General features: G+C 50.7%; 24 protein-coding genes. 10 read left to right on the top strand and 14 right to left on the bottom strand.

The window, feature by feature from the left end; all coding sequences use genetic code 11:
• Positions 1–72: 72 nt before the first annotated feature.
• Positions 73–1467 carry a 23S rRNA (uracil(1939)-C(5))-methyltransferase RlmD gene (gene rlmD, locus BMY09_RS11635; protein WP_091358229.1) on the top strand — a complete coding sequence of 465 codons (1395 nt, stop codon included), beginning with the start codon at positions 73–75 and terminating at the stop codon, positions 1465–1467.
• A gap of 1 nt (position 1468) precedes the next feature.
• The gene (locus tag BMY09_RS11630) at positions 1469–2107 is read left to right on the top strand and encodes an RluA family pseudouridine synthase (protein ID WP_091358227.1); all 639 of its coding nucleotides are present in this window, start codon (positions 1469–1471) and stop codon (positions 2105–2107) included.
• A gap of 10 nt (positions 2108–2117) precedes the next feature.
• Here the strand turns inward: BMY09_RS11630 and BMY09_RS11625 are convergent, their stop codons facing one another.
• The 3 genes from BMY09_RS11625 to dapA all read right to left on the bottom strand — a co-directional run bounded on the left by BMY09_RS11625 (position 2118) and on the right by dapA (position 5499).
• Positions 2118–3071, bottom strand: coding sequence for a 2-hydroxyacid dehydrogenase (locus tag BMY09_RS11625; protein WP_091358224.1), 954 nt, complete (start codon positions 3069–3071; stop codon positions 2118–2120).
• Between the two features lie 151 nt (positions 3072–3222).
• Positions 3223–4605, bottom strand: a complete 1383-nt coding sequence (bamC, locus tag BMY09_RS11620) for an outer membrane protein assembly factor BamC (RefSeq protein WP_091358221.1) — start codon at positions 4603–4605, stop codon at positions 3223–3225.
• Between the two features lie 18 nt (positions 4606–4623).
• Positions 4624–5499: a 4-hydroxy-tetrahydrodipicolinate synthase gene (dapA, locus tag BMY09_RS11615; RefSeq protein ID WP_091358605.1), complete on the bottom strand. Its 876-nt coding sequence runs from the start codon at positions 5497–5499 to the stop codon at positions 4624–4626.
• A 225-nt stretch (positions 5500–5724) separates the two neighbouring features.
• On the opposite strand from dapA, the gene BMY09_RS11610 reads away from it, so the two are divergent.
• On the top strand, positions 5725–6192 hold the full coding sequence (locus BMY09_RS11610; protein WP_091358218.1) for a peroxiredoxin: 468 nt from the start codon (positions 5725–5727) through the stop codon (positions 6190–6192).
• A 56-nt stretch (positions 6193–6248) separates the two neighbouring features.
• On the opposite strand, the gene BMY09_RS11605 is transcribed toward BMY09_RS11610, so the two are convergent.
• Together BMY09_RS11605 and BMY09_RS11600 are read right to left on the bottom strand one after the other, a co-directional pair.
• A complete protein-coding gene (locus tag BMY09_RS11605) occupies positions 6249–7328 on the bottom strand; it encodes an AI-2E family transporter (RefSeq protein WP_091358216.1) in 1080 nt (359 codons plus the stop codon).
• Positions 7329–7341: 13 nt separating this feature from the next.
• Entirely contained in the window at positions 7342–7578 is a 237-nt protein-coding gene (locus BMY09_RS11600; protein ID WP_091358213.1) for a sulfurtransferase TusA family protein, read from the bottom strand.
• A 120-nt stretch (positions 7579–7698) separates the two neighbouring features.
• Between BMY09_RS11600 and BMY09_RS11595 the strand changes: the two genes are divergently transcribed.
• Both BMY09_RS11595 and BMY09_RS11590 read left to right on the top strand, forming a co-directional pair.
• Positions 7699–9129: a M48 family metalloprotease gene (locus BMY09_RS11595; protein WP_091358211.1), complete on the top strand. Its 1431-nt coding sequence runs from the start codon at positions 7699–7701 to the stop codon at positions 9127–9129.
• Between the two features lie 78 nt (positions 9130–9207).
• Positions 9208–9813: a CBS domain-containing protein gene (locus tag BMY09_RS11590; protein WP_091358209.1), complete on the top strand. Its 606-nt coding sequence runs from the start codon at positions 9208–9210 to the stop codon at positions 9811–9813.
• 85 nt (positions 9814–9898) lie between these two features.
• Here BMY09_RS11590 and BMY09_RS11585 read toward each other — a convergent pair whose 3' ends face one another.
• A complete protein-coding gene (locus BMY09_RS11585; RefSeq protein ID WP_091358207.1) occupies positions 9899–11533 on the bottom strand; it encodes an acyl-CoA synthetase in 1635 nt (544 codons plus the stop codon).
• Positions 11534–11757: 224 nt separating this feature from the next.
• Here BMY09_RS11585 and BMY09_RS11580 point away from each other — a divergent pair, with 224 nt between their 5' ends.
• Both BMY09_RS11580 and BMY09_RS11575 read left to right on the top strand, forming a co-directional pair.
• Positions 11758–13272 carry a PAS domain-containing sensor histidine kinase gene (locus BMY09_RS11580; RefSeq protein ID WP_091358205.1) on the top strand — a complete coding sequence of 505 codons (1515 nt, stop codon included), beginning with the start codon at positions 11758–11760 and terminating at the stop codon, positions 13270–13272.
• 9 nt (positions 13273–13281) lie between these two features.
• Positions 13282–13884 carry a response regulator transcription factor gene (locus BMY09_RS11575; protein WP_091358202.1) on the top strand — a complete coding sequence of 201 codons (603 nt, stop codon included), beginning with the start codon at positions 13282–13284 and terminating at the stop codon, positions 13882–13884.
• Positions 13885–14590: 706 nt separating this feature from the next.
• Here BMY09_RS11575 and BMY09_RS11565 read toward each other — a convergent pair.
• The 8 genes from BMY09_RS11565 to BMY09_RS11530 all read right to left on the bottom strand — a co-directional run bounded on the left by BMY09_RS11565 (position 14591) and on the right by BMY09_RS11530 (position 22729).
• Positions 14591–15166: a hypothetical protein gene (locus tag BMY09_RS11565; RefSeq protein WP_091358198.1), complete on the bottom strand. Its 576-nt coding sequence runs from the start codon at positions 15164–15166 to the stop codon at positions 14591–14593.
• A 140-nt stretch (positions 15167–15306) separates the two neighbouring features.
• The gene (locus tag BMY09_RS11560) at positions 15307–16482 is read right to left on the bottom strand and encodes a restriction endonuclease (protein WP_091358197.1); all 1176 of its coding nucleotides are present in this window, start codon (positions 16480–16482) and stop codon (positions 15307–15309) included.
• 453 nt (positions 16483–16935) lie between these two features.
• Positions 16936–17739, bottom strand: a complete 804-nt coding sequence (locus BMY09_RS11555; protein WP_091358194.1) for an alpha/beta fold hydrolase — start codon at positions 17737–17739, stop codon at positions 16936–16938.
• Positions 17740–17741: 2 nt separating this feature from the next.
• Complete coding sequence (locus tag BMY09_RS11550) at positions 17742–18161, bottom strand: PaaI family thioesterase (RefSeq protein WP_091358192.1); 420 nt, start codon at positions 18159–18161, stop codon at positions 17742–17744.
• Positions 18162–18188: 27 nt separating this feature from the next.
• Entirely contained in the window at positions 18189–18662 is a 474-nt protein-coding gene (locus BMY09_RS11545; RefSeq protein WP_091358190.1) for a PaaI family thioesterase, read from the bottom strand.
• A 2-nt stretch (positions 18663–18664) separates the two neighbouring features.
• Positions 18665–20320 carry an AMP-binding protein gene (locus BMY09_RS11540; protein WP_091358187.1) on the bottom strand — a complete coding sequence of 552 codons (1656 nt, stop codon included), beginning with the start codon at positions 20318–20320 and terminating at the stop codon, positions 18665–18667.
• A gap of 104 nt (positions 20321–20424) precedes the next feature.
• Positions 20425–21612 carry a CaiB/BaiF CoA transferase family protein gene (locus BMY09_RS11535; RefSeq protein ID WP_245756566.1) on the bottom strand — a complete coding sequence of 396 codons (1188 nt, stop codon included), beginning with the start codon at positions 21610–21612 and terminating at the stop codon, positions 20425–20427.
• Positions 21572–22729: an acyl-CoA dehydrogenase family protein gene (locus BMY09_RS11530; protein WP_091358184.1), complete on the bottom strand. Its 1158-nt coding sequence runs from the start codon at positions 22727–22729 to the stop codon at positions 21572–21574. Before BMY09_RS11530 ends, BMY09_RS11535 begins: the two co-directional genes overlap by 41 nt.
• Before the next feature lie 274 nt (positions 22730–23003).
• Between BMY09_RS11530 and BMY09_RS11525 the strand changes: the two genes are divergently transcribed.
• Genes BMY09_RS11525 through BMY09_RS11515 form a run of 3 tightly spaced genes read left to right on the top strand, consistent with a single transcriptional unit; the run spans position 23004 to position 24902 of the window.
• Entirely contained in the window at positions 23004–23516 is a 513-nt protein-coding gene (locus BMY09_RS11525; RefSeq protein ID WP_245756565.1) for a 2-thiouracil desulfurase family protein, read from the top strand.
• 41 nt (positions 23517–23557) lie between these two features.
• Entirely contained in the window at positions 23558–24409 is an 852-nt protein-coding gene (locus BMY09_RS11520) for a mechanosensitive ion channel family protein (protein ID WP_091358182.1), read from the top strand.
• A 58-nt stretch (positions 24410–24467) separates the two neighbouring features.
• Positions 24468–24902 (top strand): GFA family protein, encoded by a 435-nt coding sequence (locus tag BMY09_RS11515; protein ID WP_091358180.1) that lies wholly within the window; start codon positions 24468–24470, stop codon positions 24900–24902.
• Positions 24903–24978 lie beyond the last annotated feature (76 nt).

Raw genomic sequence — 24978 nt, 5'->3', positions numbered from 1 at the left:
GACTCCTTTCCCTGGTCAGGATGCTTTAATCCCCCTGCACTGGTAGAATCCGCGCTTCGTCAGGAGAAGCACATGAAACTGAACAGTTCCCGCACCATAAAACAGCCCCCGGCTCGTAAGCCATCACAGCCGCTACCCTCAGAACCGGTAGAGCTGACCATTAACGCTCTGAGCCATGATGGCCAGGGGATTGGGCGTTATCAGGGTAAAACGGCCTTTATTGCCAACGCTCTGCCTGGAGAACAGGTTCTGGCGCGACTCACTGAAGAGAAAGCTAAGTTTTATACGGGCCATACCGACTCGATTATCACCGCTTCCAGCCATCGAACAGAACCTGCCTGCCCTCATTATGATCAGTGCGGTGGTTGCGATCTGCAACACCTGGAAAACAGCGAACAGCTTGCCCTGAAGCAGACTCAGGTGCTGGAACAACTGGAACGTATAGGCAGCACTAAGCCTGAGCATATCGATCCGCCACTAACGGCTAACCACTGGCATTATCGTCGCAGCGCCCGCATCGGCATCAATCAGCTCTTTGACGGTGAGCCCATCGTCGGTTTTCGCCGCAAAAGCAGTCATCTGCTGACTCAGATCGATAGCTGCATGGTGCTGGATAAACGGGTAAGCGATCTTTTTAGCCGGGTCAGAGAGGCGCTCAGAGACACGGGGGATATCAAACATATAACCCAGATTGATGTTGACCTGGGGGATCAGGGTGGCTATCTGTCCTTAAGACTGAAAAAACCACTGAATGATCAGCATCTGCAGATTTTCACTGCGCTAGCAGAACATTATGAACTGAGCCTGCAGCTGCAAGTTATCGGCTCAGATCCGCAAGTGGACGACACCTGCTTAACCGGTTACGCACTGGATCAATTGGAGCTGACGTTCCGCCCCGGTGATTTTATTCAGGTGAACGCCGAAATCAATCAGCAGATGGTTAATAAAGCCTGCCAGCTACTGCAACTGAAGCCCGACGATAAGGTACTCGATCTGTTTTGTGGTCTGGGCAACTTCTCCCTGCCGGTAGCCGCCGCAGGAGCCTCAGTGACAGGAGTTGAGGGCAGCCTGACAATGGTAGAGCAGGCGCAGCGCAATGCACTGCATAATCAGTTGCAGAACTGCCAGTTCTTCTGCGCCAACCTGGCCGATGATCTGAAGGGGTTGCAGTGGTTCAGGCAGAGCTATAACAAGGTCATTCTTGACCCACCCCGCACCGGAGCGGCTTCGCTGATACCGCAGGTCTGTAGTCTCAGACCGGAGTTAATTCTCTATATCTCCTGCAACCCTGGCGCGCTGGCGCGTGACAGTGAATTGCTGGGCCAGGAGGGATATCAGATGAAGCACTGCCTGGTAATGGATATGTTCCCACAAACCCATCATATCGAATCGATGGCACTGTTCGTGCGGGGCAAAAAGAAAACCCGGAAAAAGAAACTGTTTGCCGGCAAAGGGATCAGCCGCTGAGATGTCAGCATTAATGGCAGAGCACGATATTCTCTTCGCCGATGATGAGATCGTCGTTGTTAATAAGGCGGCCGACCTGTTATCGGTGCCGGGACGCGGAGCGGATAAACAGGACTGCCTGTGGCGCAGGGTTCAGCAACACTACCCTACTGCCCGAATCGTCCACCGACTGGATTATGCAACGTCAGGTGTGATGGTGTTAGCTCTCAGCGCGACCAGCCATCGACATCTGAGTATTCAGTTTCAGGAGCGCAAAACCGACAAGTCCTATCAGGCAATAGTGGCGGGACGGTTAGCTAAAAACAGCGGCACCGTTAATCAACCGTTACGTTGCGACTGGGAAAACCGCCCCCTGCAGATCATCGATCACCAGCAGGGTAAATCCGCACAAACCCATTGGCGTTTAATCGAACAGCTGGACGATGCCAGCCGGGTCGAGCTGACACCGATTACCGGTCGTTCGCACCAGCTGCGGGTGCATATGCAGTTTCTCGGGCACCCGATTCTGGGAGATCGCTTCTATGCCACGCCCCGGCAGATTGAGCGATCAGAACGGCTGTTGCTACATGCACACTCACTCAGCTTCAGCCATCCGGTGAGCGGTGAGCCGCTGTCATTCAGCTCGCCAATGCCCTTCTGAGCGTCCCCGGCTAATTAACCACCCGGATCGGTTCTCCGGCTTTCAGGCCCACAATGGTTTCGGTCATCTGATCGACTATCCGCTGGCGAGCCTGGATACTGCCCCAGGCACTGTGAGGGGTAATAATCAGATTGGGGATATCATCGGCCAGTAAGGGGTTACCATTCACCGGCGGCTCCTCACTCAGTACATCGGTTGCCGCCCCGGCAAGCTTACCGCGACGCAAAGCATCAGCCAGATCGGTTTCATTCACAATGCCGCCACGGGACGCGTTGATCAGAAAAGCGCCGGTTTTCATCTGTTCGATCGCATCAGCATCGATCAGGTCGCGGGTCTGCTCGGTCAGCGGGCAGTGTAAACTCAGGACATCAACCTGAGGCAGCAACTCTTCCATCGCCAAACGACCACCGACCGTATCACCTCCGATACGCTGGGCGACCACGACATTCATACCAAATGCGCCCGCCAGTTGCGCTACCCCGGCACCCAGATTGCCATATCCCACGATGCCCAGTGTTTTACCGCTGAGTTCCTGTATCGGGTAATCCAGCAAACAAAACTGTTCCGCCCGGCCCCATCGACCATCACGGGCAGCCTGATTATAGGCTATCAGATTAGTGTGTAACGCTAGCATCAACGCCATAACATGCTGTGACACCGAAGCAGTACCATACGCCTGGCAGTTGGACACTGTGATTCCCAGCTCTGATGCCGCCTGAAGATCAACATTATTCGTGCCAGTGGCGGCGATACAGATATGCTTAAGCTGAGTGGCAGCAGATAGTGTCTCCCTGTCCAGAACAACTTTATTCACAATCACTACATCAGCACCGGCAACCCGTTTGGCAATCTGCTGCGGTGCCGTTGCCGGATAGGGATGAAAATGGCTGAACTCCGCTTTCAGCGCGGCCAGATCCAGGTCATCGCAATCCAGGCTTTGCAGATCAAGAAATACTGCCTTCATAGCTATTCACCTATATCGTTTCGAGAAAAATGCTGATTAACAACACTAAAACTCTCAATAACACAAAAAATTAAATAAAAAAGGGGCCTGCTATTCAGAAGGCCCCTGTTATGTCGCTCTGAAAGCCAGGCTCATCACCTGGCTTTATTTTTCAGATCTGTTCTTTGATCTCCCAGAGTATCTCATCAGCAATCACCGCAGGCGCTGAGTAACCATCCGGCGTTTTAACGGTCAGGAACACACCGTTAGAGGTCCGGTTCATATGCAGCTGATACTGACCAACATGTTCATACTTCCCTGATTCATTATTATAGACGCCATCCTGATCATCACCGAAGATATAGATCACCTTACCAGCAAACCATATTTTGAATCCCTTACGGCTCGCCAAGTCCGTTGTATCATCAATATTATATTGCTGACCAACATCGGTAGTTTCATCTTTACTGTACTGTTTTGAACTGTATGAAGGGACATCAGTATTTTTACTGCTTCCAATGCCAAACACCTCGCCAACGCTACCAGTATCAAAGGTGATCGCTTTACGATCAGAGTGCAACCACTCAAAGAAGCCCATCTTTTCGGTATCTTCAAACGGCGTCGAGGTGGTGTAGGTCAGGTAGATCACACCGGTCTGCTGATCCCGGGTACCCACATCCAGAGTGGTTTTATCGATCGCCCTGTTGATCTGCGCCCAGGCCTGATCAACCGGCACAGTAATTTTCAGTGCCGGGAACCCCTTGGAGTCGCGTCCCATCTGCGGCAGATCGTTACGCTGCCGTTTCATTTCAAGCAAGCTGAGACTGTTTCCGGCATTACTGGTTGATTTGCTCAGGTAACGCAGCATTTCAAACATCATATCGGTTTTATAGCCAACGTCGGTGGCATCTTCTGTCCAGTTAACCGGCTGGTCTTTCTGTTCCTGAGCAACCCGTATATGTTGCATCGAAATAGTCGTCCGGTCAAAATTGTCAGCCACCGGACGCACTGATACCCGCAGCTTGTCACTGACAGGCCCCTCGATATCCTGGAACGTCAGATGTTTGATCATACTGTCGACGAAGCTTAACTCCTCACCTGCAGTATCGATCCAGTCGGTCTCCATGACACCTTCCCGAGGCGCAGATTTTGCCAGAGCGACATTGTTGAAACGCCAGAAGTCCTGTAACTGAATCCAGACATCGCCAACAGGCTCATCCACAATCAGAACTTTTTCATCCCCCTGACGCTTAAGGTTAACGGTGCCATTGCCGGCATCTGCATAGAAAAACTCAGGACGGGGCACAACAAAATCTGTCGTTCGCTGGGAAGCCGTCTGGCCAGCACTCGGAATTTCCAGAACATCCTGCATCGCTTTGGAGCGGCTCTGGATCGCCGGAGGCAGTTCCAGCCGCTGGGTTGCCTTAGCCTCTTCGTAGTTCTGGCTGCGATCGTTGATGAGCCCATGCTCGCCATATATTGGATTTGAGTATGAACCACATCCAGCAACACTTAACACAGCTGCCGCCAGAGGCAACAAGGCAATTATTCTCATTATGCTCGTCCGTTAGTTTCAGATAATTTCGCAGGCTTTCAGGGCATCACGCACCTGATTGTGATAGTGATCAGACAGAACAGTCAGTGGTAAGCGAATCCCCAACCCCATCAGCCCCATCTCAGCGACAGCCCATTTCACCGGAATCGGGTTAGCTTCAACAAACATCGCCTTATGCAGCGGCATCAGCGAAGCCTGAATGGCGCGTGCAGCCTCAGCCTCACCGGCTATCGCCAGTCGACATAGCTCTCCCATCTGGGCAGGTGCAACATTGGCCGTTACGGAGATATTGCCATCCCCGCCCAGCAACATCAGTTCAACCGCCGTTTCATCATCACCGGAATAGATCGCAAACTCTTTTGGCGCGGCGTCTATCAGCGCTTTGGCACGCTCAAGATTCCCCGTTGCTTCCTTTATACCAATAATGTTGGGTATTTCCGCCAGACGCAGAACCGTTTCGGGCAGCATGTCACAGGCGGTACGCCCCGGTACGTTATAAAGAATCTGTGGAATATCAACCGCTTCAGCAATAGTTTTGTAATGCTGATACAGGCCTTCCTGAGTGGGTTTATTGTAATATGGAGTCACCAGCAGACAAGCATCCGCGCCAACCCCTTTAGCCGCTTCGGTCAGCTCAATCGCTTCGCGGGTGGAGTTTGCACCCGTACCGGCGATAACAGGTATAGCCCCGCCAACACGCTCAACCACCCGTTTGATAACCTGACAGTGCTCATCACAACTGAGTGTGGCAGATTCGCCGCTGGTACCGACAGCGACTATCGAATCAGTACCCTTTTCCAGATGAAAATCGACCAGTTTATCCAGTGCGCCCCAGTCGACATCACCGTTAGAGTTCATCGGGGTAACAAGAGCAACAATGCTGCCAGTAATCATCATGGTCTCCATCAAGAGGTATACAGAATGGCCTATGGTACTTGCCTGAGATTAGCGGCTCAACCCATTTAAGCTCAATACGTTAGCGTAATCTGAATATTCGAAAAACGATGTTTTCAGGGGCTGCCAAAACTGTGTAATCTGTTATCGTATAAAAAGCGTATTATTCTAACTGATCTCGGTCAGATAAGCGTAGTTTTTAAGACAGTTTTTTAAGGAAAAAGTATGAGCCAGCCAACGATTGATCAACCCGTAACCGACTTCACCGCGACAGCCACCAGCGACACCTCTGTGACGCTGTCTGAACTGAAAGGTTCCAACGTGGTCATCTACTTCTATCCGAAGGACAGCACCCCTGGCTGCACCACCGAAGGCCAGGATTTCCGTGATCTGTACAATCAGTTTGAGGCGGCTAACACCCGAATTTTCGGTGTTTCCCGCGATAGTCTGCGCGCCCATGAAAATTTCAAAGCCAAACAATCGTTTCCCTTTGAACTGATCAGTGACCCCGATGAAACGCTCTGCAAACTGTTTGATGTGATCAAACTGAAAAAACTGTATGGCAAGGAGCATATGGGTATCGAACGCAGCACTTTCCTCATCGATGCTGACGGAGTACTGCGAAACGAGTGGCGTAAAGTTAAGGTGAAGGGGCATGTCGCAGAGGTACTGGAAGCAGCTAAAGCACTCTGACCCTGCTCCGCCTCCTGTTCAATTAAATAAGCCGGCCTGCAGCCGGCTTTGTTATATTACGAATCCCGTCCGGCATCCTGAATAAAAGAGTGGCTATTAGGCCAGGCATTGAGGATAGCTTTGATCAGGGTAGCCAGCGGGATGGCAAAAAACACCCCCCAGAACCCCCAGATACTGCCAAACACCAGCACCGCGATAATAATCGAAACAGGGTGTAGGTTCACCGCTTCAGAGAACAGCAGTGGCACTAATACGTTGCCATCGAGGGCCTGAATAATGCCGTAGGCCAGCATCAGGTACCAGAACTCATTGGTCCAGCCCCACTGAAAAAAACCGATCAGCGCCACCGGCAGCGTCACCAGTGCCGCACCGATATAGGGGATCAGCACCGACAGACCGACCATAATTCCCAGCAAAGCCGCATAGTTGATTCCCAGAAAGGCAAACGCCACATAGGTCACCGAGCCGACAATCACGATTTCAATCACTTTACCCCGGACATAGTTGGCGATCTGTTGATCCATTTCCGTCCATACCTGAGTCAGCATCTCTTTCTTCTGTGGCAGAAAAGAGACCCACCAGCGCACCAGGCTGCTGCCATCTTTAAGAAAGAAAAACACCAGTATCGGCACCAGAACGACATAGATCAGCAGCGCAATCAATCCGGTAATGGAGTTAAGCGAGTAAGTCACCACCATCTGGCCCACTTTTCTCAGCTCGGTGGTTGCCAGATCGATAATCTGGGTAATTTGCTGTTCTGAAAAAACATCCGGATATTGCTGTGGTAACAGTAACAACACCTTCTTAGCCTGCGTTACCATCCCCGGCAGTTCATTGAACAGGTTTACCGACTGTTTCCAGGCCAGCGGCATAATAAACAGCAGCAACGACAGCAGCACACTGATAAACAGAGTGAACACCAGCAGCACCGATGCCAGATGGGGAACATTATGCTCTTTCAACCAGACAATCATCCCCTGCATCAGAAAAGCCAGGATAATACTGGTAAACACCGGTGTCAGTGCCTGCCCCAGATAGAGAATGATTCCCAGTGCTCCTGCCAGCAGCACCAACAACAGCATTACCTCCTCATTAGAGAAGTAATTGTCGATCCATTTGCTGAAAATTTTTCTCACACTCTGCTCCCTGTTAGCCGCGCTGAATAATATAGGTATACTGACCGTCATTGCTGAACGATTCCAGCATCCGGTGGTCTGACTGATCGACAAACGCCTTGAAATCCCGCTGAGATCCGGCATCGGTCGCGACCACTTTGAGGACTTTACCCGGCTCCAGCTTATGTAACGCCTGCTTCGCTTTTAACAGCGGTAGCGGGCAATTCAGGCCGCGGGCATCGAGTTGCTCATCCCAATGGGTCTCAGTCATGGAATTATTCCTGATACAGATAAGAGGCCTGCAATATATACCAAAAAACGGGTTATTATAATCCACAATTACGTTTAACTGCTTTTGCTGCAGTGGAAACTTAGTATAAGGATCAACGATTTGCGAACTGGACTTTCATGTTATCTGCTGGCAGGTATCCTGGCACTCAATCCGGTCACCCCCGTGCAGGCCGATGACCTGCCCGTTATCGCCAGCAGCTCCGGCACCATATCCCTCGAGCAGGAGTTCCAGCTGGGCCGTACCTGGGCACGCCTACTGCGCGGCAGGGCTCCGGAATATGGCGACCCGCTGATCGTAAACTATATTGACAGCCTGTTGTGGCAGATTGCAGCCAACAGTCAGCTACAGGATCACCGGCTCGAACTGATCGTCCTGGATAGTCCGGTTCTCAACGCCTTTGCGGTACCCGGGGGCGTCGTCGGTATCAATGCAGGGTTACTCCTTGGAGCAAAAGATGAGGAGGAGCTGGCATCGGTTATTGCGCATGAGCTGGCTCACCTGTCACAGCGGCACTATGCCCAGCAGCTTGAGGAGAGCCGGCGTAATACGCCCTTGATGCTGGCAGGTATTCTGGCCAGTATTCTGGTTGCCTCGGCTGACCCGCAGGCAGGTATGGCGGGCATCACCTCATCGATGGCCGCAGGCCAGCAGGCCGGTATAAACTTTACCCGCCGCAACGAGCAGGAAGCTGACCGTATCGGCATGCTCAACCTGGTTAACGCAGGTTATGATCCCCACGCGATGCCGCGTATGTTTTCCCGGATTCAGCGCTCAAGCCGCTTCCTGGGCCAGAAACCCCCGGAGTTTCTGCTCACCCATCCGGTCACAGAATCACGTATAGCGGATGCCGAAAACCGAGCCAGCCAGCTTCCAAGCCCAGCTTTCAAGCCTCAGCGCTACGATTTTCAACTGATCAAAAAACGTGTTGAGGTGCATTATGCCAGCGACCTCCGGCAACTGATCAAGACCTATCAGGAGAGTGCCAGCAGTAACCCAATGAGCCGATACGGTCTGGCACTGGCACTGTTAAAGAACAGGGACTATAAACAGGCGCAACAAGCCCTCGACGGCCTCCCGGACTCTATAGGACAACACCTTTATATCCGTCTGAGTTATGCGGAACTGGAACTGGCAGCAGGGGAGCACGAGAAAGCTTTACAACGACTGGAGCTATTAAACAAACTCTACCCCGACAGCTATCCGGTTCGTCAGCTGTACGCCAAAGCACTCAGGGCCAATAATCAGTTTAAAAAATCAGCCCGGATTCTCACTGACCTGAGCCAGAAATACCCCACCAACAGCTATATCTGGTATGAACTGGCTGAGACTCAGGGACTGGCCGGCTATACTCTGGGAGTGCACGAAGCCCGTATAGAATATTTTCTGCTCACCGGCGCAACCGATAAAGCGCTACGGCAGATAGACTTTGCCCTGCGGGAGAAAGAACTGACCAGCAGTGATATCGCCCGGCTTGAACAGCGTAAAAAAGAAGCTGAAGCGATAAGGGATCAGATTAAAAACTCGCTGTGAACCTGCACTGACTGATCTGAACCAGGTTGCACCCCGTAAACCCGGTTAGATAATCAGAGTTGGTGGTAGAGGAATCCTATGTTCTCAGTATACAGCCCCAACGGGCGGGCCTTCCACGATACGCTGGAAGCGCTGTACCGGGCCAGATCCGGAACGCAGAACCGCAGTACAGATGAACAACTCAAGCGGCAAAGCGACACTGCTCACAGGATCACACCTAAAGCTCTGGATGCTTATCGGCAACTGATCCATGCTCAACCGAAAGATGAACTGCACCACCTCTATGAGGTGATGAGCGATGCATTTACAAACCTGCCTGCAGAGCAACCCGCCTATCAGGCACTTCTGGCGATACAGCAAAGTCCTTTTAATGAGTTACCCGTAGTCAATGCTCAGAACTGTATTATCGGGATGATCTCCTACGACTCAATCATCGGTCATCTGATCGAGACGGGCGAAGCACTGGGATTACTGAAAATTTCCACTGTCAGAGACTATCTCTCTGGCGATGTGATCACGGCAGAGCCTGTCACCAGTATCCGCCGGGCGGCCCAGGTGATGGATCATTATGATCTTGAAACACTTCCGGTAGTCGACAACTATGGCACAACCATTGGCATTGTCACCGCCAGGAGCATCGTTTCAGCGGTCGCGAATGACCCTCCGCTAAGTGTCTGGAGTTGATCACCCTGTTGGCGCAGAAATGAAATAGAGACCCGAAGGTCTCTTTAAACGTTATTAGCTTTATGCAACAGCAACGGTGATATTACTACTCATCAGAGTTGGCTTTATCACGCAAGACAAACTTCTGAATTTTACCGGTTGAGGTTTTAGGGAGCGGACCAAAAACAACTTTTTTCGGTGCTTTGAAATTGGCCATATTTTCACGACAGAAATCGATAATCTCCTGTTCTGACACTTCAGCCCCCTCCTTCAGACTGACAAAGGCACAGGGCACCTCCCCCCACTTTTCATCGTCACGGGCAACGACCGCCGCTTCCATCACACTGCTGTTACGGTACAGAACATCCTCCACCTCAATGGAGGAGATATTCTCGCCACCGGAAATAATAATATCCTTGGAACGGTCTTTAATCTCGATATACCCATCGGGATGCCACACCGCCAGGTCGCCGGAATGGAACCAGCCGCCGGCAAAGCTCTCTTCCGTAGTGGAGGGATTTTTCAGATAACCTTTCATCACCAGATTCCCGCGCATAAAGATCTCGCCCATGGTCAGACCATCCTGAGGCACCGGCTCCAGCGTCACCGGATCGGCAACCATCAGACCATCCAGCATCGGGGCACGAACCCCCTGTCGGGATTTCAAACGGGCGATCTCATCATCGGTACGATCATTCCACTCCTGATGCCATTCACACACCACCGACGGGCCATAGGTCTCTGTCAGCCCATAGACATGGGTAACCGTAAAGCCCATCTTCTCCATCCCCTGTATCACCGCAGCCGGCGGTGCTGCCCCCGCCGTCATCACTTTAACCGCGTGACTGATTCCCGCTTTCATCTCATCCGGCGCGTTATTCAGCATATTCAGCACAATCGGTGCACCACAGAAATGATTCACCTTCTCCTGTTTGATCGCGGCGTAGATGTCATCGGCGCGCACATGTCGCAGGCAGACACTGACTCCGGCAGATGCCGCCAGGCTCCAGGGAAAACACCAGCCATTACAATGGAACATCGGCAGGGTCCAGAGGTAAACCGGATGATGCCCCATATCCCAGCAGACAATATTACTCATCGCATTAAGATAGGCACCACGATGATGGTAAACCACCCCTTTCGGATTGCCGGTGGTTCCAGAGGTGTAGTTCAGACTAATGGCGTTCCATTCATCATCCGGCATCTGCCAGTCAAATGCAGGGTCCCCGGTCGCGATAAAGGCTTCATAGTCACAACTACCGATCAGCGTTCCACCCTCATAATAGGGATCATCGATATCGATCACTAATGGTTTATGGGGGATCATTTTCAGAGCTTTACTGATGACCTCAGAGAACTCACGATCAACCATCACGACCTTAGCTTCACCGTGTTGCAGGATAAAAGCGAGCGCTTCAGCATCTAAACGTACATTCAGTGCATTCAGCACTGCGCCACACATCGGCACCCCGAAATGGGCTTCGAACAGTTCCGGCAGATTGGGCGCCATTACCGCCACGGTATCCCCCTCACCTATCCCCTTCTGACTCAGCGCACTGGCAAGCTGACGGCAACGGCTATAGGTTTCTGCCCAGGTGCGGCGGGTTTGCTGATGCACCACCGCCAGGTGATTTGGATAGACCCAGGCGGAGCGTTCAAGAAAACTTAACGGACTCATCGCTGAGAAATTGGCGCTGTTTTTGTCCAGCCCGAACTGATACGGATTAGAATGTGTCGACATAGTCATTAGCCCTGAAGAATACCGCGTCACGTTCAGCCAGCAGGCGCAGTATTATAATTTTTTAAAACCGCTACGAAATACTCACAGCCTAGGGTTTACCCTGATTGCATCGGATATAATACGTAATTACCCTGACTAAACAAGTTAGTCTTAAGTCAAAAGCAGAGCAGACTCAACAGCGGATAATATTTTTTTAGGGGTTTATCCCTTATCAGCGAGCAACAATGAGTATAGAACAAGAACTGAAAGCGATCAGTGAAATGGATGAGGGAGAGCGCTCCCGCTTTCTGGTAGAGCAGTCCACCGATATGATCTCCCGCCACACGCCAACACCGGAATGGACATTTCTCGATGTCAGCCCGGCGGTTGAGCGAATGCTCGGCTACACCGTCGAAGAGATGATCGGCACCGCAGGCTATGATCTGTTTCACCCGGAAGATGCTGATAACCTGATCAAACGCTCAGACTCAGTACGTTACCGTAAAGGGATGTATACCAATGTGTTCCGTTATAAACATAAGAATGGTCACTATATCTGGCTGGAAACCACCAGCCGCACCCTGCGTGACGCTGATGGCAAACCGATCGAAGTGGTTTGTGTCTCCCGTGATGTCACAGAACAGACGCTAGCGCAGCAAGCGACCCGCCGGCTGGCACGGGTGGTAGAAGCGTCCTCCGATATGATCATGTTCTGCAACCATAAAACCATGCAACTGACCTACATGAACGAGGCCACCTACATCACCCTCGGTACCGAAAAAGAGAACCCGATGGTGTTCTATCTGGAGCAGATGTTTGAACCGAGGATCTTTGCCACGCTGGTGCAGGACGCCCTGAGTCATGCTGCGGCTCATGGCACCTGGTATGGCAGTATCAAAATGCAACTGCCGTCCGGACGGGACCGCACCGCAGAGATCCGCGAGGTTATCGCCCACCGCAATCTTAACGATGATATGCAGGTGGAGTATTACTCGATCATAGGTCGGGATATCACCCTGCGCCGCAAAGCCGAAGAGGAGATGAAACGCAATCAGCTGGAGATGGCTCATATCGCCCGCCTGCTCTCCGTGGGTGAGATGGCGTCAGGACTGGCCCATGAGATCAACCAGCCGCTGGCCGCTATCCTCAATTATTGCCGGGGCTCGATGCGCCGTATTGATGAGGGGCGAATCACCACCGTCGAAGAGATTGGCAAATCGATGGAACTGATCACCCGACAGGCCAAACGGGCAGCAGAGATCGTTAAGCGGATGCGCAGTTTTGTTAAAAAAACCGAATACCAGCGAATGGAGTTCTCGCTCAATGAAAGCTGCCAGGAGATCGCCGAATTCCTCAAACAGGAAGCGCTGGACCACAACACAACGTTTCAATTTGAACTGGAACATGGAGAGCTGCCGATTCTGGCGGATAAAATTCAGATCGAACAGGTTCTGGTCAATCTGATTCGCAACGCAATCGAAGCGTATAACGACTGTGAAAAAACTCATCGGCCCGTTATCATAAGCACCCGTAAGGCAAAAGATTACATCTATATTTCAGTTGCAGATCATGCCAATGGCATTAGCGCAGAGATATTAAGCAAACTGTTTGAACCGTTCTTCACCTCAAAATCGACCGGACTTGGCATGGGACTATCGATTTCGAGAACGATCATCGAGGCACACGGCGGTCAGCTGTGGGCAGAAAGTGACGGTCAGACAGGCACTCAGTTCTATATTAAACTTCCAGCGAAGGGCTAGTGGGTAAACATGAGCAGACACAACGGTACCGTTTTTATTGTTGATGACGATGATGACTTTCGCGATTCGATGCAATGGTTATTGGAAAGTGACGATCTGCCGGTTCAGAGCTTCTCCTCAGCCCGGGACTTTCTCAGCAATTACAAAGGCGATAAGGGCTGCATGCTATTGGATGTCCGTATGCCTGAAATCAATGGTCTGGCACTCCAGCAGATCATGCTGGAACGGGATATCCGCCTGCCTATCGTCGTACTCAGCGGCCATGGTGATATTCCGATGGCGGTCACCGCGATGAAAAACGGTGCCATCGATTTCCTGGAAAAACCGTTCGACGATGAAGTGCTGATCCCACTGGTGCAGAATGCGCTGAAAAAAGCCGATGAGATGTTCGCCGACCGGCAGCAGCAGGAGCAGGTTCGAAAACTTTATGACAGCCTGAGCCGCCGTGAACGGGAGGTGATGGCGCTGGTTGTCAGCGGCAAAGCCAACCGCGAGATCGCCGAAGAGCTGGGCATCAGTCCAAAAACCGTTGAAGTGCACCGCTCCCGGGTGATGAGTAAAATGCGGGCAGAAAGCCTGCCGGAACTGGTAAATCAGTCAGCTCAGCTGTAACGCTGGGCGATTGTTTGGTTCTCTCTGGGCGCCGTTAGACGTTATTCGTGGGGATACCACAGGCTTTGACCCGTTTAGCTTTCATTAATGGGTTGCCTCCATGTACCAAACGAAACAGGCAAAAATTATGACGATCACAACGAATGAATACATTACAACTTTGTATATTTGGTTCATTGATCTAGTTTTTTCTTCTACCATAAATCTTCGGTGTTGATCTAGATTTATTGAAGCGGTCACAACGTGATCTTCATTTTCTAACAGTTTCATCGCTTCGTCATATTGTTTCTCATACAATATAAATATATTGTATTTTCTAGCAGGATAGATAAAACCGAAGTTTCTAGCTGAATCTTCGTTACCCACGTGGAACGCAATTCCATTGGATTCAAGTAATATTCTCAGTGAATGAAGTTCATTCACATCTATAACTTCAGTTAGTAGTTTCATAGGTTTTGTTCAATTTATGTATAACACCAAATATACGACAGTGCGTTCGGGGAAATACGACAAGTTGTCGTATATCACCGCTGACAATCAAAAATCCCGGGGGCGGGTCTTAAGTTTTGCACGAGAGTTAATCCAATTTTCTTAACCTGCAAAATGCAAGGCCTACCCCAATTTCCCTGTCTCGCATCTCCCCTCGTTCTGATCAGAGTAATTAAAGTGCTTTAACCCCTTTAGCTTTTTACGTTTAACGCCATTGTTATACGTTTTTAACCACGCTAATAACTTTTTTCTCAAGATCTCTAGCTGAGATAATTAGATTTTCTATTTTCTCCAGATACAAAGAAGCCATTTCTTCATCTTGAGTAATACCTGATTGGTATTTGTGTTTGAATACCTCTCTAACGTCCAGAACTTTTCCATTCTCTTCAACAATGTCTTTAATGTGTACTGAAAGTTCAGGAAAATACATATCTGCAATCATATGAATTCTTTCCGGGTCGTAATCCCTCTTTTCGCTGGATTCTAAAGTCATATCCAAAGCCTTCTCGTACTCGAACTGTCCTTTCATGACCCTAAGATATGGAAAGTGATCTGAAATCATTCGACTACAAAACTTCTTGATGCTTACATAAAGTTCTTCTGCTCTTTCACGTTCAATTTCATCTTGGCGTAACCTACGGTCATGTTCATGTTGTGCAGTCAGACGTCTCATGTTTTCTCTATTTGTATACGAAACGCCAATATATGCAATTCCAGAAGTAACTATAGCAGTAGCTAAAGCACTCCACGCAGTTGCTGGTATTGATTTCATTAACTCTAAAATTGACTCCATAACCTTAACTCTTGTTTACGTATAACGCCCCAATCACCGGGCCAGCGGAGTGGAGTTATTTTTGTGGTACAAGGGAGCGTAGCGACACCACAAAAATAGCGCAACGTAGCTGGCTCCGCGTGCATTGGATTGTTAGCTCTTTAACTCGCAACCACCACGACAATTTGTGGGTCAAACCAGCTTTCGACCATCTCTTTGTGATGTTTATTAGGAAGAATCAATCTTAGCTTCTTCCCATGAGGTAACCTAGAAACCACTTTACTGAGATACATATATAAAGAGCTCATCATGAAATCCTTCCGAGATATATGAAGTGTATAGACTTTACATTCGCTGTGAAACTGCTGCGATTCTCCCGCTGTTTCAGCTTCTGCTCTTCCTATGAACTGAAAATCCGAAAAAGAAATCAGACAGGGATCAGGCTTAACTCGAATAATTGGATTATTGAAATTTAATGAAATCACATTGTTTGAATGAACAACATTAAATTCATAAGATGCATCTAATTCATCTTTATATTGGTTTATGAAGTAGCTTATGTACTTCAAACCTTGCATATCAATTCCCGTATTTATATTTCCTGACTCAGCAATAGGATTAAACTTTTCTCCATTTTCTTTTATTTGAATAGATTTTGAGAATATTTTAATCTCAAGCTTCCTTGCTTGACCATGCCTAAAGGAATTTGAAGCAACCTCCAATACAAAATCCCGAACCTCATGCCTGAATTCAGGTAACATTTCCCCACGCATATCATCAACTTCAAACAGTGCCGCGATCTTTTGTTCGTGATCATTACTTAATGGAATGGTAAAGTTGAGCGAATCGTGTGTTCTATATAAGTTTGGGCTAACAAAAATTTCAGGATAAAATTTCCTGAGTAAAGCAGGATAATCTTGAACTTTTTCAGATATGTCAGGCCAGCTCCAAGTCGAAACAGTAAACCCACCTGCGTTAACGTTTTCAGCATTAATAGCTCGAGTAAATGCTTGTATATTTGCGTCTCTATTTCCTGTTGTAGCCAAAATAAATTTACTGATGGCTGGCTTAAATGAAATGGCTTTCGCAATTTCTTCTCTCAGCTCAGCCTCCGAGACATTTCTCTCAAGGTAATTATCTTTTCCTTTGCATTGAATCCCTACCAATTCTCGACTTCCATTTCTATGATCATAGCCATAGACATCAACACCGTTTTGAGATTGACCTCTACGACCATGCATTTTTGCTTCTGGATCTGACAACAGCTCTATCCATAACCCATGACAAAGCTGTTCAAATTCATCCCAATCCTGTGGGGGCAGTAATTGATTCGTCATTTTTATCTCTTATGAAGCTAACAGCTAAATATACGACAGTGCGTTCGGGGAAATACGACAAGTTGTCGTATATGACCGTTGCGAATCAGATTAGAAAAACCAGATAACCCTCTGAATGCTATTGAATTCAATAAAGGTTCTACTTTGTAAAAACACGACAGTTTGTCGTATATGTGCAGAAAGACGACAGAGTGACCGTTAATAAGATTCATTCTTGTTCTTAATCCCTGGTTCTGTTTTGCTTAATTCCTTATACCCCAATACTCACACAGAAAATAACGTTATGGAATAGGGTTTGTAAAAAACAGTGGGAGGTCACATATGTCGTGAAGCGCCCCAGCAGCGGGCGCAGCTTTACAGTCTTAGTAAGCTTTACAGTCTTAGTAAGCTTTACAGTGTTAGTAAGCTTTAGAGGATTAATAGGCTTTAGCGCTTCAACGATCTCGATCTGGCCTATATCTTCAGCGCTTCAATAAACCGCTGCATCGATTTCAATGTAGCTTGTTGTGCCTGCAGATGGGGCACATGGCCGCAGTTCGGCAGAAACAGCGCTTCGGCGCTCTCCCCTATACCACTGACAATATCTTCCACTTGCGACCGTTCGCCGTATTGATCATCCTCTCCCTGCATAATCAGCGCCGGGCAGTGAATCTCTTTCAGCCAGCCGGTCAGATCCAGTGGCTTGAACCGCGGCCGTAGCCAGGTTTCATGCCAGGCGCGAAACAGCAGATCGGTGCGATCACCATGATAACGGGCTAACCGCGTCGGCAGATCGGTACTGTTGTACAGTTCAACGGCTTCATGGATGCCCGCCGTCGTGAGCGGGTCGATACGGATATGGGCCGCTTCAGTGATAATGGCGACCACCCTGTCCTGCAGACAAGCCGCACCTATCAGTGCAATGGATCCGCCGTCACTGTGTCCCACCAGCACCACCTGATCCAGTCCGGCAGCATCCAGCACCGGTTTAAGCCAATCCCGCCCCTCCTGCTCAAGATAGTCATCTGGCCGGGGGAGCGTAATCGGTGATGAACGACCATAACCCCGACGTTCATAAACAAAAATATCGAGACCGGTTTCATCGGCCAGCTGCTGCGGAAAATCCTTCCACATATCGATATGGCCCAGCGCCTCATGCAACAGCACCAGTGTAGGCCTGTCCCAGCCTTCGTTATGGTGATGCTGGCCATGCAGGGCAAAGATCTCGGTTCCATCATTGAGGGTCAGCAGCCGTTCCTGCCATCGGATCTCATCCATGATCAACGCTCCGCAGGTATGGAGTAGGTCAGCGTGGTATGGGCGACTAACTCGTCGCAACCTTCAGAGCGAATCCACACCTCACCTACCGCCAGTCGTTTACCGACCTTCATCAGGCTACAACGGGCCAGAAGATCGCGACCGGCCTCAGGTTTGCTCATGAAATTGATATTCAGATTGGTGGTGACTGCCAGTGCCACAGGACCGATCTGCCCCAGCAGTGCGGCATACATACAGACATCTGCCAGCGCCATCATCGAGGGGCCGGACACCGTGCCACCGGGACGCAGATGATCATCAGCCACCGGCAGTTTCATCTCCGCCCAGCTATCCCCCAACCCGGTTAGCACACCAAACTTTTCACCCTGAGGAAAGTGCTCAGCCAGAAAGCGGTTCATCTGCTCAATGGTCATTACCGGCATAGAAAAAATCCCCTTGTTATTATTGTTTTATGTTTGTTTCGCAGTCTCCACTACCGCCAGCGTCACAGTGGCTTTTGATACCAGCTCTGCCCGTTCGCCCGCGTGAGAGTATATTTCAGATTCTGCGATGATCAGACTGCCCCCGGGCTTCAATACCCAGGCGCGGCAGCTTAATCGTTCTCCCCTGGCGGCCCGTAACAGGTTTATTTTAAACTCAGCGGTCAGCACAATCTGGCCCGCCGCCAGTAACGTTGCCCCGGCTGTACCGGCGGAGTGATCCGCCAGAGTTGCTTGCACCCCGGCATGTACATAGCCGTCCTGCTGCAGATGTTTTTCCTGCAGTAGCAGTTCAGTTTCACAGCGCCCCGCTTCAAAACTCACCAGTTTAAAGCCGAGTTCCCTGACAAAGGGCGCCTGGTAAAAGACCCGCTCTACCTCCGCCGCAAAGCCCGGGTTTCTTACCCGGTACTCCGTCGGCAGAGCGTGACGCTCAACCGTCATTGTTATAAACCATCCGCTTCATCTTTGGCCCGGTTGCGCAGAATAAACCGCTGAATCTTGCCGCTTGGCGTTTTTGGCAGTTCCGCCATAAATTCGATCTCCCGCGGGAACGCGTGGGTCGATAAGCGACTGCGAACATGGTTCTTTAACTCTGTGGCCAGCTCATCACTGGGATCATACTGTGATTTGAGCACCACATAGGCTTTGATAATCGCGCCCCGCTCCTGATCCGGTTTACCGATCACGCCACTTTCAGCAACAGCCTCATGCTCCAGCAGGGTGCTCTCGACATCCGAAGGCCCGACACGGTAGCCCGCCGTAGTGATGATATCGTCATCCCGGCCATTGAAAGAGTAACTGCCATCGCCGTGGCTGATGACAACATCACCGGTGAGATAGTATTTGCCCCGGAATGGATTTTTCTCTCCCCAGGTGTATCCCGGAAAGAAGAACAGCGGAGACTTCTCCATATCCACCGCCAGCTCACCGATCTGCCCCTCGCCCAGCTCATTCAGATCATTATCCAGCGCAACCACCCGATGCCCCGGCATAGAGAAGCCCATTGAGCCCACTCTCACAATCCGCTGTTCAAGATCATGGTGGTTGCAGGCGGTCATGCCGGTTTCAGTCTGACCATAATGATCCATCACCGGACAACCCAGACGCCGCTCCACCCAGCCGATAACTTCCGGGTTAAGCGGTTCGCCGGCACTGCTGGCCAGGCGCAGCTCAAAACGGTCATCGGCGGTCAGCAGACTATCGTTTGCCATCAACAGACGGTACGCCGTTGGTGCCGCCGCAAGATTGGTTATTCTGTATTTACGCAGCATGGCGTAAGTGGTTTCCGGCGTGAAGGCGTTTTCATTGAAGTGGGTGGTGTTGCCCAGCAATAAAGGACCGACGACCGCATAGTACAAGCCGTAGGCCCAACCCGGATCGGCTACATTCCAGTAACGGTCTTCAGGATGCAGGCCGATGGCATAACGCATATAGACATAAAACGACAACAGCGCCCGGGCAGGCACGGCCACCCCTTTGGCTTTGCCCACAGTACCCGAGGTAAACATCTGCAAAAATGGATCATCAGCGCCAATTCGCACAGGTTCAAAAACAGATTCCTGCTCGTTAAGCTCAGTTTCAAAGTCGGCAAGTTCAGCATACTTTGCCTCTGCGCCATCACGATTGAACAGCAGAATCGGTGGACAGCCATTAACCGCATCAAGCTTGCCAATATTATCGGGATCAGTCACTAACAGCTTGGTGTCTGCCTGGCTGACACGGTACTCTATCGCGCCACTGCCAAAGGCGGTAAACAGCGGCTGATAAACGGCTCCGGCCCGCAGGACGCCTAATACAACGACCAGTAGTTCAGGTGTTCTTGGCATAAGGCAGGCTACCCGATCACCCTTGCCTATCCCTCTGGACGCCAGCAGATTAGCAAACTGTGCAGCCCTTCGCTGAAGCTCAGCGAAGGTATGACTGGAGGCGGGCCGACTGGCCCCTTCGTAGTTTAGCGCCACCCGGGACGGGTCTTCTGCCCAGCGATCACAGATCTCTTCACAGACATTAAATCCCTGTTTCAGATCACCGATCAGCTGTGCTTCAATCATGGACGGAGTAAAGGAATCGTAGAATTCCTGATAGTTAGCAATAGTCATTATCTGCCTCGTTATTATGTTTATTAAGGCCCTGCGGAGGTGTAGTACAACCGACCTCATGTCGCAGGTTCTTCCCTTTATTTGCACTCTGAAATCATTTCTGTCTAATCAAACAAACCGCTCTCTCTGAGGGTTTCAATTTCGCCCGGGCTATATCCCAGCTGTATCATTATCTGTTCTGCCTGTTCACCACACCGGGGCGCCGATCTGATCGGTTGACGCTCAAACCCTAAAGCCGAGCCGAGCTGCCGCTCGCCATTATCTCGGGTGACAATCATCTGCCGGGCAATAAACTGGGGGTGCTGTGCCGCTTCAGAAACGGTTAACACCGGCTCCACGCAGATATCCAGTGCCGCCAGTTGCTCGCACCAGCTGTTGAGATCACGATGAATAAATTTCTGTTGCAACAGCGTCTTGAACTGGCGCTCTTCCAAAGGTGGGTTATCCTGGATATTCATCGCCTGTGCCAGCCGCTGACGAAACTGAGGTTCGAGACTGCCGACCGATATGTAGCGATCATCGGCGGTGCGATAGTAGTCATAGACGCCAGCACCGTTGAGAAAGTTACCTTCCGGTTCCGGGTCTTTACCGCCATTCAGCGCAGCGGGCACCATCAGCGCCTGTAACGCCAGGGTATTGTCAGCCATAGAGATATCCAGATAACATCCCTCTCCACTGCTCTGACGACCGATCACCGCGGCCAGTATCGAAATCACCGCGGGGTGTGAGCCGGCAGCGACATCTGCCACCTGCAACCCCATCGGAGCGGGCCCCTGAGATTTGCGTCCCATATGGCTGGCAGCCCCTGACAACGCCAGATAGTTAATATCGTGACCTGCCCGGTCGCGATAAGGTCCCGTCTGACCATAGCCGGTAATGGAGCAATAGATCAGTTGCGGATTGACCTGTCTGAGGGTTTCATAATCCAGCCCCAGCCGCGCCATCACCCCAGGGCGAAACTGTTCGATGAGAATATCGTATTCGCCCACCAACTCACTTATTACTTTCACAGCTTCGGGGTGTTTAAGGTTCAGCGCCAGCGACTGTTTACCCCGGTTAAGATAACCGAAGGCTGCTGACTGACCATCAATCTGTGGCGGCATACCGCGCACCAGATCATGTCGCGATGCTGACTCAACCCGCAGAATATCAGCGCCCAGATCCGCCAGTAACATACTGGCATAGGGCCCCGGCAACAGCGTTGACAGGTCAAGCACCTTCAGACCTTTCAATGGCGTTTTCAAACCGATCTCAACCTGCAGCCTGAAGAATTTCACGGGCGATAATGACACGCTGAATCTCACTGGTGCCCTCATAAATTGAGGTGATCCGGACATCCCGGCTCATTCGCTCCAGTGGGTACTCCTGCATGTAACCATACCCGCCCAACAGCTGCAGGGCTGTGTAACAGGCCTGATTCGCTTTTTCACTGGCAAACAGTTTTGCCATGGAGGCCTCTTTGGCAAAACTCATGCCCCGCTGTTTACGGTCGGCGGCACTCATCAGCAGTAACCGGGCGGCTTCAAGTTCGGTCATCCGGTCAGCAATCATCCATTGCAGCCCCTGAAAGTCAGCGATCGGCTTACCAAACTGCTGCCGCTCTCTGGTATAGGCTATTGCGTACTCCATCGCCGCCAGCCCCACACCCAGTGCCAGAGAACCGATACCAATACGTCCTCCGGCCAGTTCAGCCACGGCGATGCGAAAGCCATCATTGAGTTTGCCCAGAATGGCACTATCCGGTACTTCGCACTGATCAAAATGCACTTCATTGGTCGCTGAACCGTGCTGTCCCATCTTTTTCTCTGCCGGACCGACAGTGATACCGGCGGCATCGGCAGGCACCAGAAAGCAGGTAATCCCCTTACCCTTCCGGGCATCAGGATCGGTCACTGCCCAGACCACATATACGCCGGCAAATTCAGCACTGGTGATCCACTGTTTAGTACCGCTGATTGCCCAGCCATTCTCGGTTTTCACCGCTTTGGTGCGCATCGCAGCTGGATCCGATCCAGCCCCGGCTTCAGTAAGACAAAAGCTACCGCTCAGATATTCGCCACTGCATATTTTCGGCAGATAATGCTGTTTCTGCTCTTCACTACCGACCACCTGTATCACCTCAGCAACCATATTGGTTACCGACATGGTTACCGCCGTTGATGCGCAGGCCCTGGCGATCTCAGTTACGGCAATACTGAAAGCCACCGCTCCCGCGTCAGTGCCTCCAAATTGAGCATCGATATTCAGCCCCATAAAGCCAAGTTCAGCCAGTTGTTTACAGTGAGCGGTGAGAATATTTCGATCTTTGGTTTGATCCAGCTGCTCAGCAACAGGTGCCAGCTCACTTTCCGCAAAGCGGCGCGCGGCATCCTGAATCATCTGCTGCTCTTCGGTAAGATTCAGATCCATCGGGTATTCCTGGTTTTAACTATCAGTGCCCCGCCCTGAATATTCACAACAGGGCTCAAATAAGGGATTTCCCCTAAGTATATACCCTAAACACATCCAATTCGTAAACAGTAAATTGAAAAAAAATCCGCTTTAAATCTCTGAATTGAACCGGTGAGACTGCCTCAGATCATACAATTGTCACCTTTAAGCGTTAGTTTAATTGTCATAAGCGTTTTAACTGTTAGAATCCGCTCCGTCATACACTGTCACACATAAGCAATGCGCAATCTGAATGATGAATAAGAAAAATAAAATACTAATCAGTGCGTGTCTGTTAGGTTGCAAGGTCCGTTACGACGGCAGAGACAACCTGATAGATAACGATTTCATCCGCCACTTACAGCAGCAAGGACGTCTTATACCGGTCTGCCCGGAACAGGAAGGCGGACTTCCAACCCCACGTGCTGCCGCAGAAATTCAGGATAAATTTCCCCTGCGAATTACCAGTACTGATGGTGAAGATGTCACTCCACAGTTTCTCTCAGGCGCTGAAAAAACGCTGGAGATAGCTCAGCGGGAAGGCTGCTGCTGCGCTTTGCTTAAATCCCGCAGCCCTTCATGCGGTAATCTCGAAGTTTACGATGGCAACTTCACCGGCACGCTGAAAGCAGGTTCCGGCGCAACGGCTGATGAACTTATGCGAAACGGATTTCCGGTCTACAATGAGAGACAGCTCGATCAGTTGATCGAATTTATTGAGTTGCTGGATGGCTGCGAGCCCGATACCCAACGCCGCGCCAGCTAGTTGCCTCTGAAGCAGAGGCTACCAATATAGGAGACCCGTCCATGATCAAGGACGAGCTGGCTACTCTGACACAATTTTATACCCTGATTATCGATTTCTTCGTTAACTACAGCTTTCAGGTGATCGGGGCGATTATCATTCTGATCATAGGCCTGATCATCGCCCGCTGGGTTGGCAAACTGACGCTCAGGGTTTGCCTGCGTCACAATGTTGACGTCACCCTCAGTAATTTCATCAGCAGTACCGTTAAACTGCTGCTGATCGCGATGGTTGCCGTGATCTGTCTGGGCAAGTTTGGCATCAGTGTCGCCCCCTTTATCGCCGCTATCGGCGCGGTCTCCCTCAGTATTGGTCTGGCGCTACAGGGGGTTTTCTCCAACTATGGAGCAGGTTTTACCATTATCCTCACCCGCCCGTTTGTTGTGGGCAACACGATCCGCTGTAACGATGTCTGCGGTGTTGTTGAAGAGATCCGCCTGGCCTATACCCAGCTGTCAACTGAGGATGGTGAAATTATCACTATCCCCAACAAGCACATAGTCGGCGAAGTACTGATCAACTCATTCGAAAACACCCTTGTGGAAGGTGCCATAGGGATCAGTTACTCCGCCAGCCCCGACCGAGCGATCGAACTGACCCGTCAGCAACTGCTTAACCATCCCTCAATCGTCAAAGACCCGGCTCCTCAGGTGGGTATCGCCAGCTTCGGTGACTCATCCGTGAATATTGCCTATCGCTACTGGGTGCCAACCAAACAGCAGTTCGAGTTACAGTTTCAGATCAACGGCGCAGTCTACCAGGCATTCAGAGAGGCCGGAGTGGAGATTCCATTCCCACAACGGGAGGTGACGCTGAAAACACCCCGGCCTGAGGAAGAACCCAAATTATTCTAAGTATAAACACCCCTCTGCAGCATAATAACAATTAACACAATCACAGAATGGAACAGCTATGAGTATGACAGACACAACCGAGCCGACCATCCACGGCAGTTGCCTGTGCGGTGCCGTGAGTTACCAGTTCAGCGGCGCCCCCCGGGGCTTTCAATACTGCCACTGCTCCCGCTGCCAGAAAGCATCTGGCAGTGCTCACGGTGCCTTCATGTTTGTCGCACCAGAGCAGTTCAGCTGGCTTAGCGGAGCGGAGCTGGTGACCCGCTATGAAGTCCCTGACGCTCAGTTTTATGCATCATGCTTCTGTAGCCGCTGTGGTTCATCGCTGCCCTGGGAGGTTAAAGGTGCCAACAATATTGCCATTCCGGCAGGCTCGCTGGATGATGATCCGGGAGTCCGGCCGCGTCGCAATATATTCTTCGACTACCGCGCCTGCTGGTTCGAGCCGAGCAGCGAACTGGCGTGTTTTCCTGAAGGCCCCGGGCGCAAATAAACAGCTATTCGCGCAGATAACAGACAGCCAATAAAAAAGGCCCACCGGGCCTTTTTCTTTGAACCGTTTTGAACCG

Source organism: Amphritea atlantica, assembly GCF_900111095.1.
GTDB classification, from domain to species: domain Bacteria; phylum Pseudomonadota; class Gammaproteobacteria; order Pseudomonadales; family Balneatricaceae; genus Amphritea; species Amphritea atlantica.
The sequence above is the reverse complement of the archived record's forward strand: the minus strand, read 5'-3'. Positions and strand labels throughout refer to the sequence as shown.

Coding starts and splice junctions, on each gene's coding strand:
- rlmD (WP_091358229.1), top strand. CDS start 73: ATGAAACTGAACAGTTCCCGCACCATAAAACAGCCCCCGGCTCGTAAG.
- BMY09_RS11530 (WP_091358184.1), bottom strand. CDS start 22,729: ATGGATCTGAATCTTACCGAAGAGCAGCAGATGATTCAGGATGCCGCG.
- BMY09_RS11525 (WP_245756565.1), top strand. CDS start 23,004: ATGATGAATAAGAAAAATAAAATACTAATCAGTGCGTGTCTGTTAGGT.
- BMY09_RS11550 (WP_091358192.1), bottom strand. CDS start 18,161: ATGCCGGTAATGACCATTGAGCAGATGAACCGCTTTCTGGCTGAGCAC.
- BMY09_RS11585 (WP_091358207.1), bottom strand. CDS start 11,533: ATGTCGACACATTCTAATCCGTATCAGTTCGGGCTGGACAAAAACAGC.
- BMY09_RS11625 (WP_091358224.1), bottom strand. CDS start 3,071: ATGAAGGCAGTATTTCTTGATCTGCAAAGCCTGGATTGCGATGACCTG.
- BMY09_RS11565 (WP_091358198.1), bottom strand. CDS start 15,166: ATGGAGTCAATTTTAGAGTTAATGAAATCAATACCAGCAACTGCGTGG.
- BMY09_RS11600 (WP_091358213.1), bottom strand. CDS start 7,578: ATGACTGAGACCCATTGGGATGAGCAACTCGATGCCCGCGGCCTGAAT.
- BMY09_RS11540 (WP_091358187.1), bottom strand. CDS start 20,320: ATGACTATTGCTAACTATCAGGAATTCTACGATTCCTTTACTCCGTCC.
- BMY09_RS11580 (WP_091358205.1), top strand. CDS start 11,758: ATGAGTATAGAACAAGAACTGAAAGCGATCAGTGAAATGGATGAGGGA.
- BMY09_RS11555 (WP_091358194.1), bottom strand. CDS start 17,739: ATGGATGAGATCCGATGGCAGGAACGGCTGCTGACCCTCAATGATGGA.
- BMY09_RS11560 (WP_091358197.1), bottom strand. CDS start 16,482: ATGACGAATCAATTACTGCCCCCACAGGATTGGGATGAATTTGAACAG.
- BMY09_RS11610 (WP_091358218.1), top strand. CDS start 5,725: ATGAGCCAGCCAACGATTGATCAACCCGTAACCGACTTCACCGCGACA.
- BMY09_RS11545 (WP_091358190.1), bottom strand. CDS start 18,662: ATGACGGTTGAGCGTCACGCTCTGCCGACGGAGTACCGGGTAAGAAAC.
- bamC (WP_091358221.1), bottom strand. CDS start 4,605: ATGAGAATAATTGCCTTGTTGCCTCTGGCGGCAGCTGTGTTAAGTGTT.
- BMY09_RS11520 (WP_091358182.1), top strand. CDS start 23,558: ATGATCAAGGACGAGCTGGCTACTCTGACACAATTTTATACCCTGATT.
- BMY09_RS11590 (WP_091358209.1), top strand. CDS start 9,208: ATGTTCTCAGTATACAGCCCCAACGGGCGGGCCTTCCACGATACGCTG.
- dapA (WP_091358605.1), bottom strand. CDS start 5,499: ATGATTACTGGCAGCATTGTTGCTCTTGTTACCCCGATGAACTCTAAC.
- BMY09_RS11630 (WP_091358227.1), top strand. CDS start 1,469: ATGTCAGCATTAATGGCAGAGCACGATATTCTCTTCGCCGATGATGAG.
- BMY09_RS11575 (WP_091358202.1), top strand. CDS start 13,282: ATGAGCAGACACAACGGTACCGTTTTTATTGTTGATGACGATGATGAC.
- BMY09_RS11515 (WP_091358180.1), top strand. CDS start 24,468: ATGAGTATGACAGACACAACCGAGCCGACCATCCACGGCAGTTGCCTG.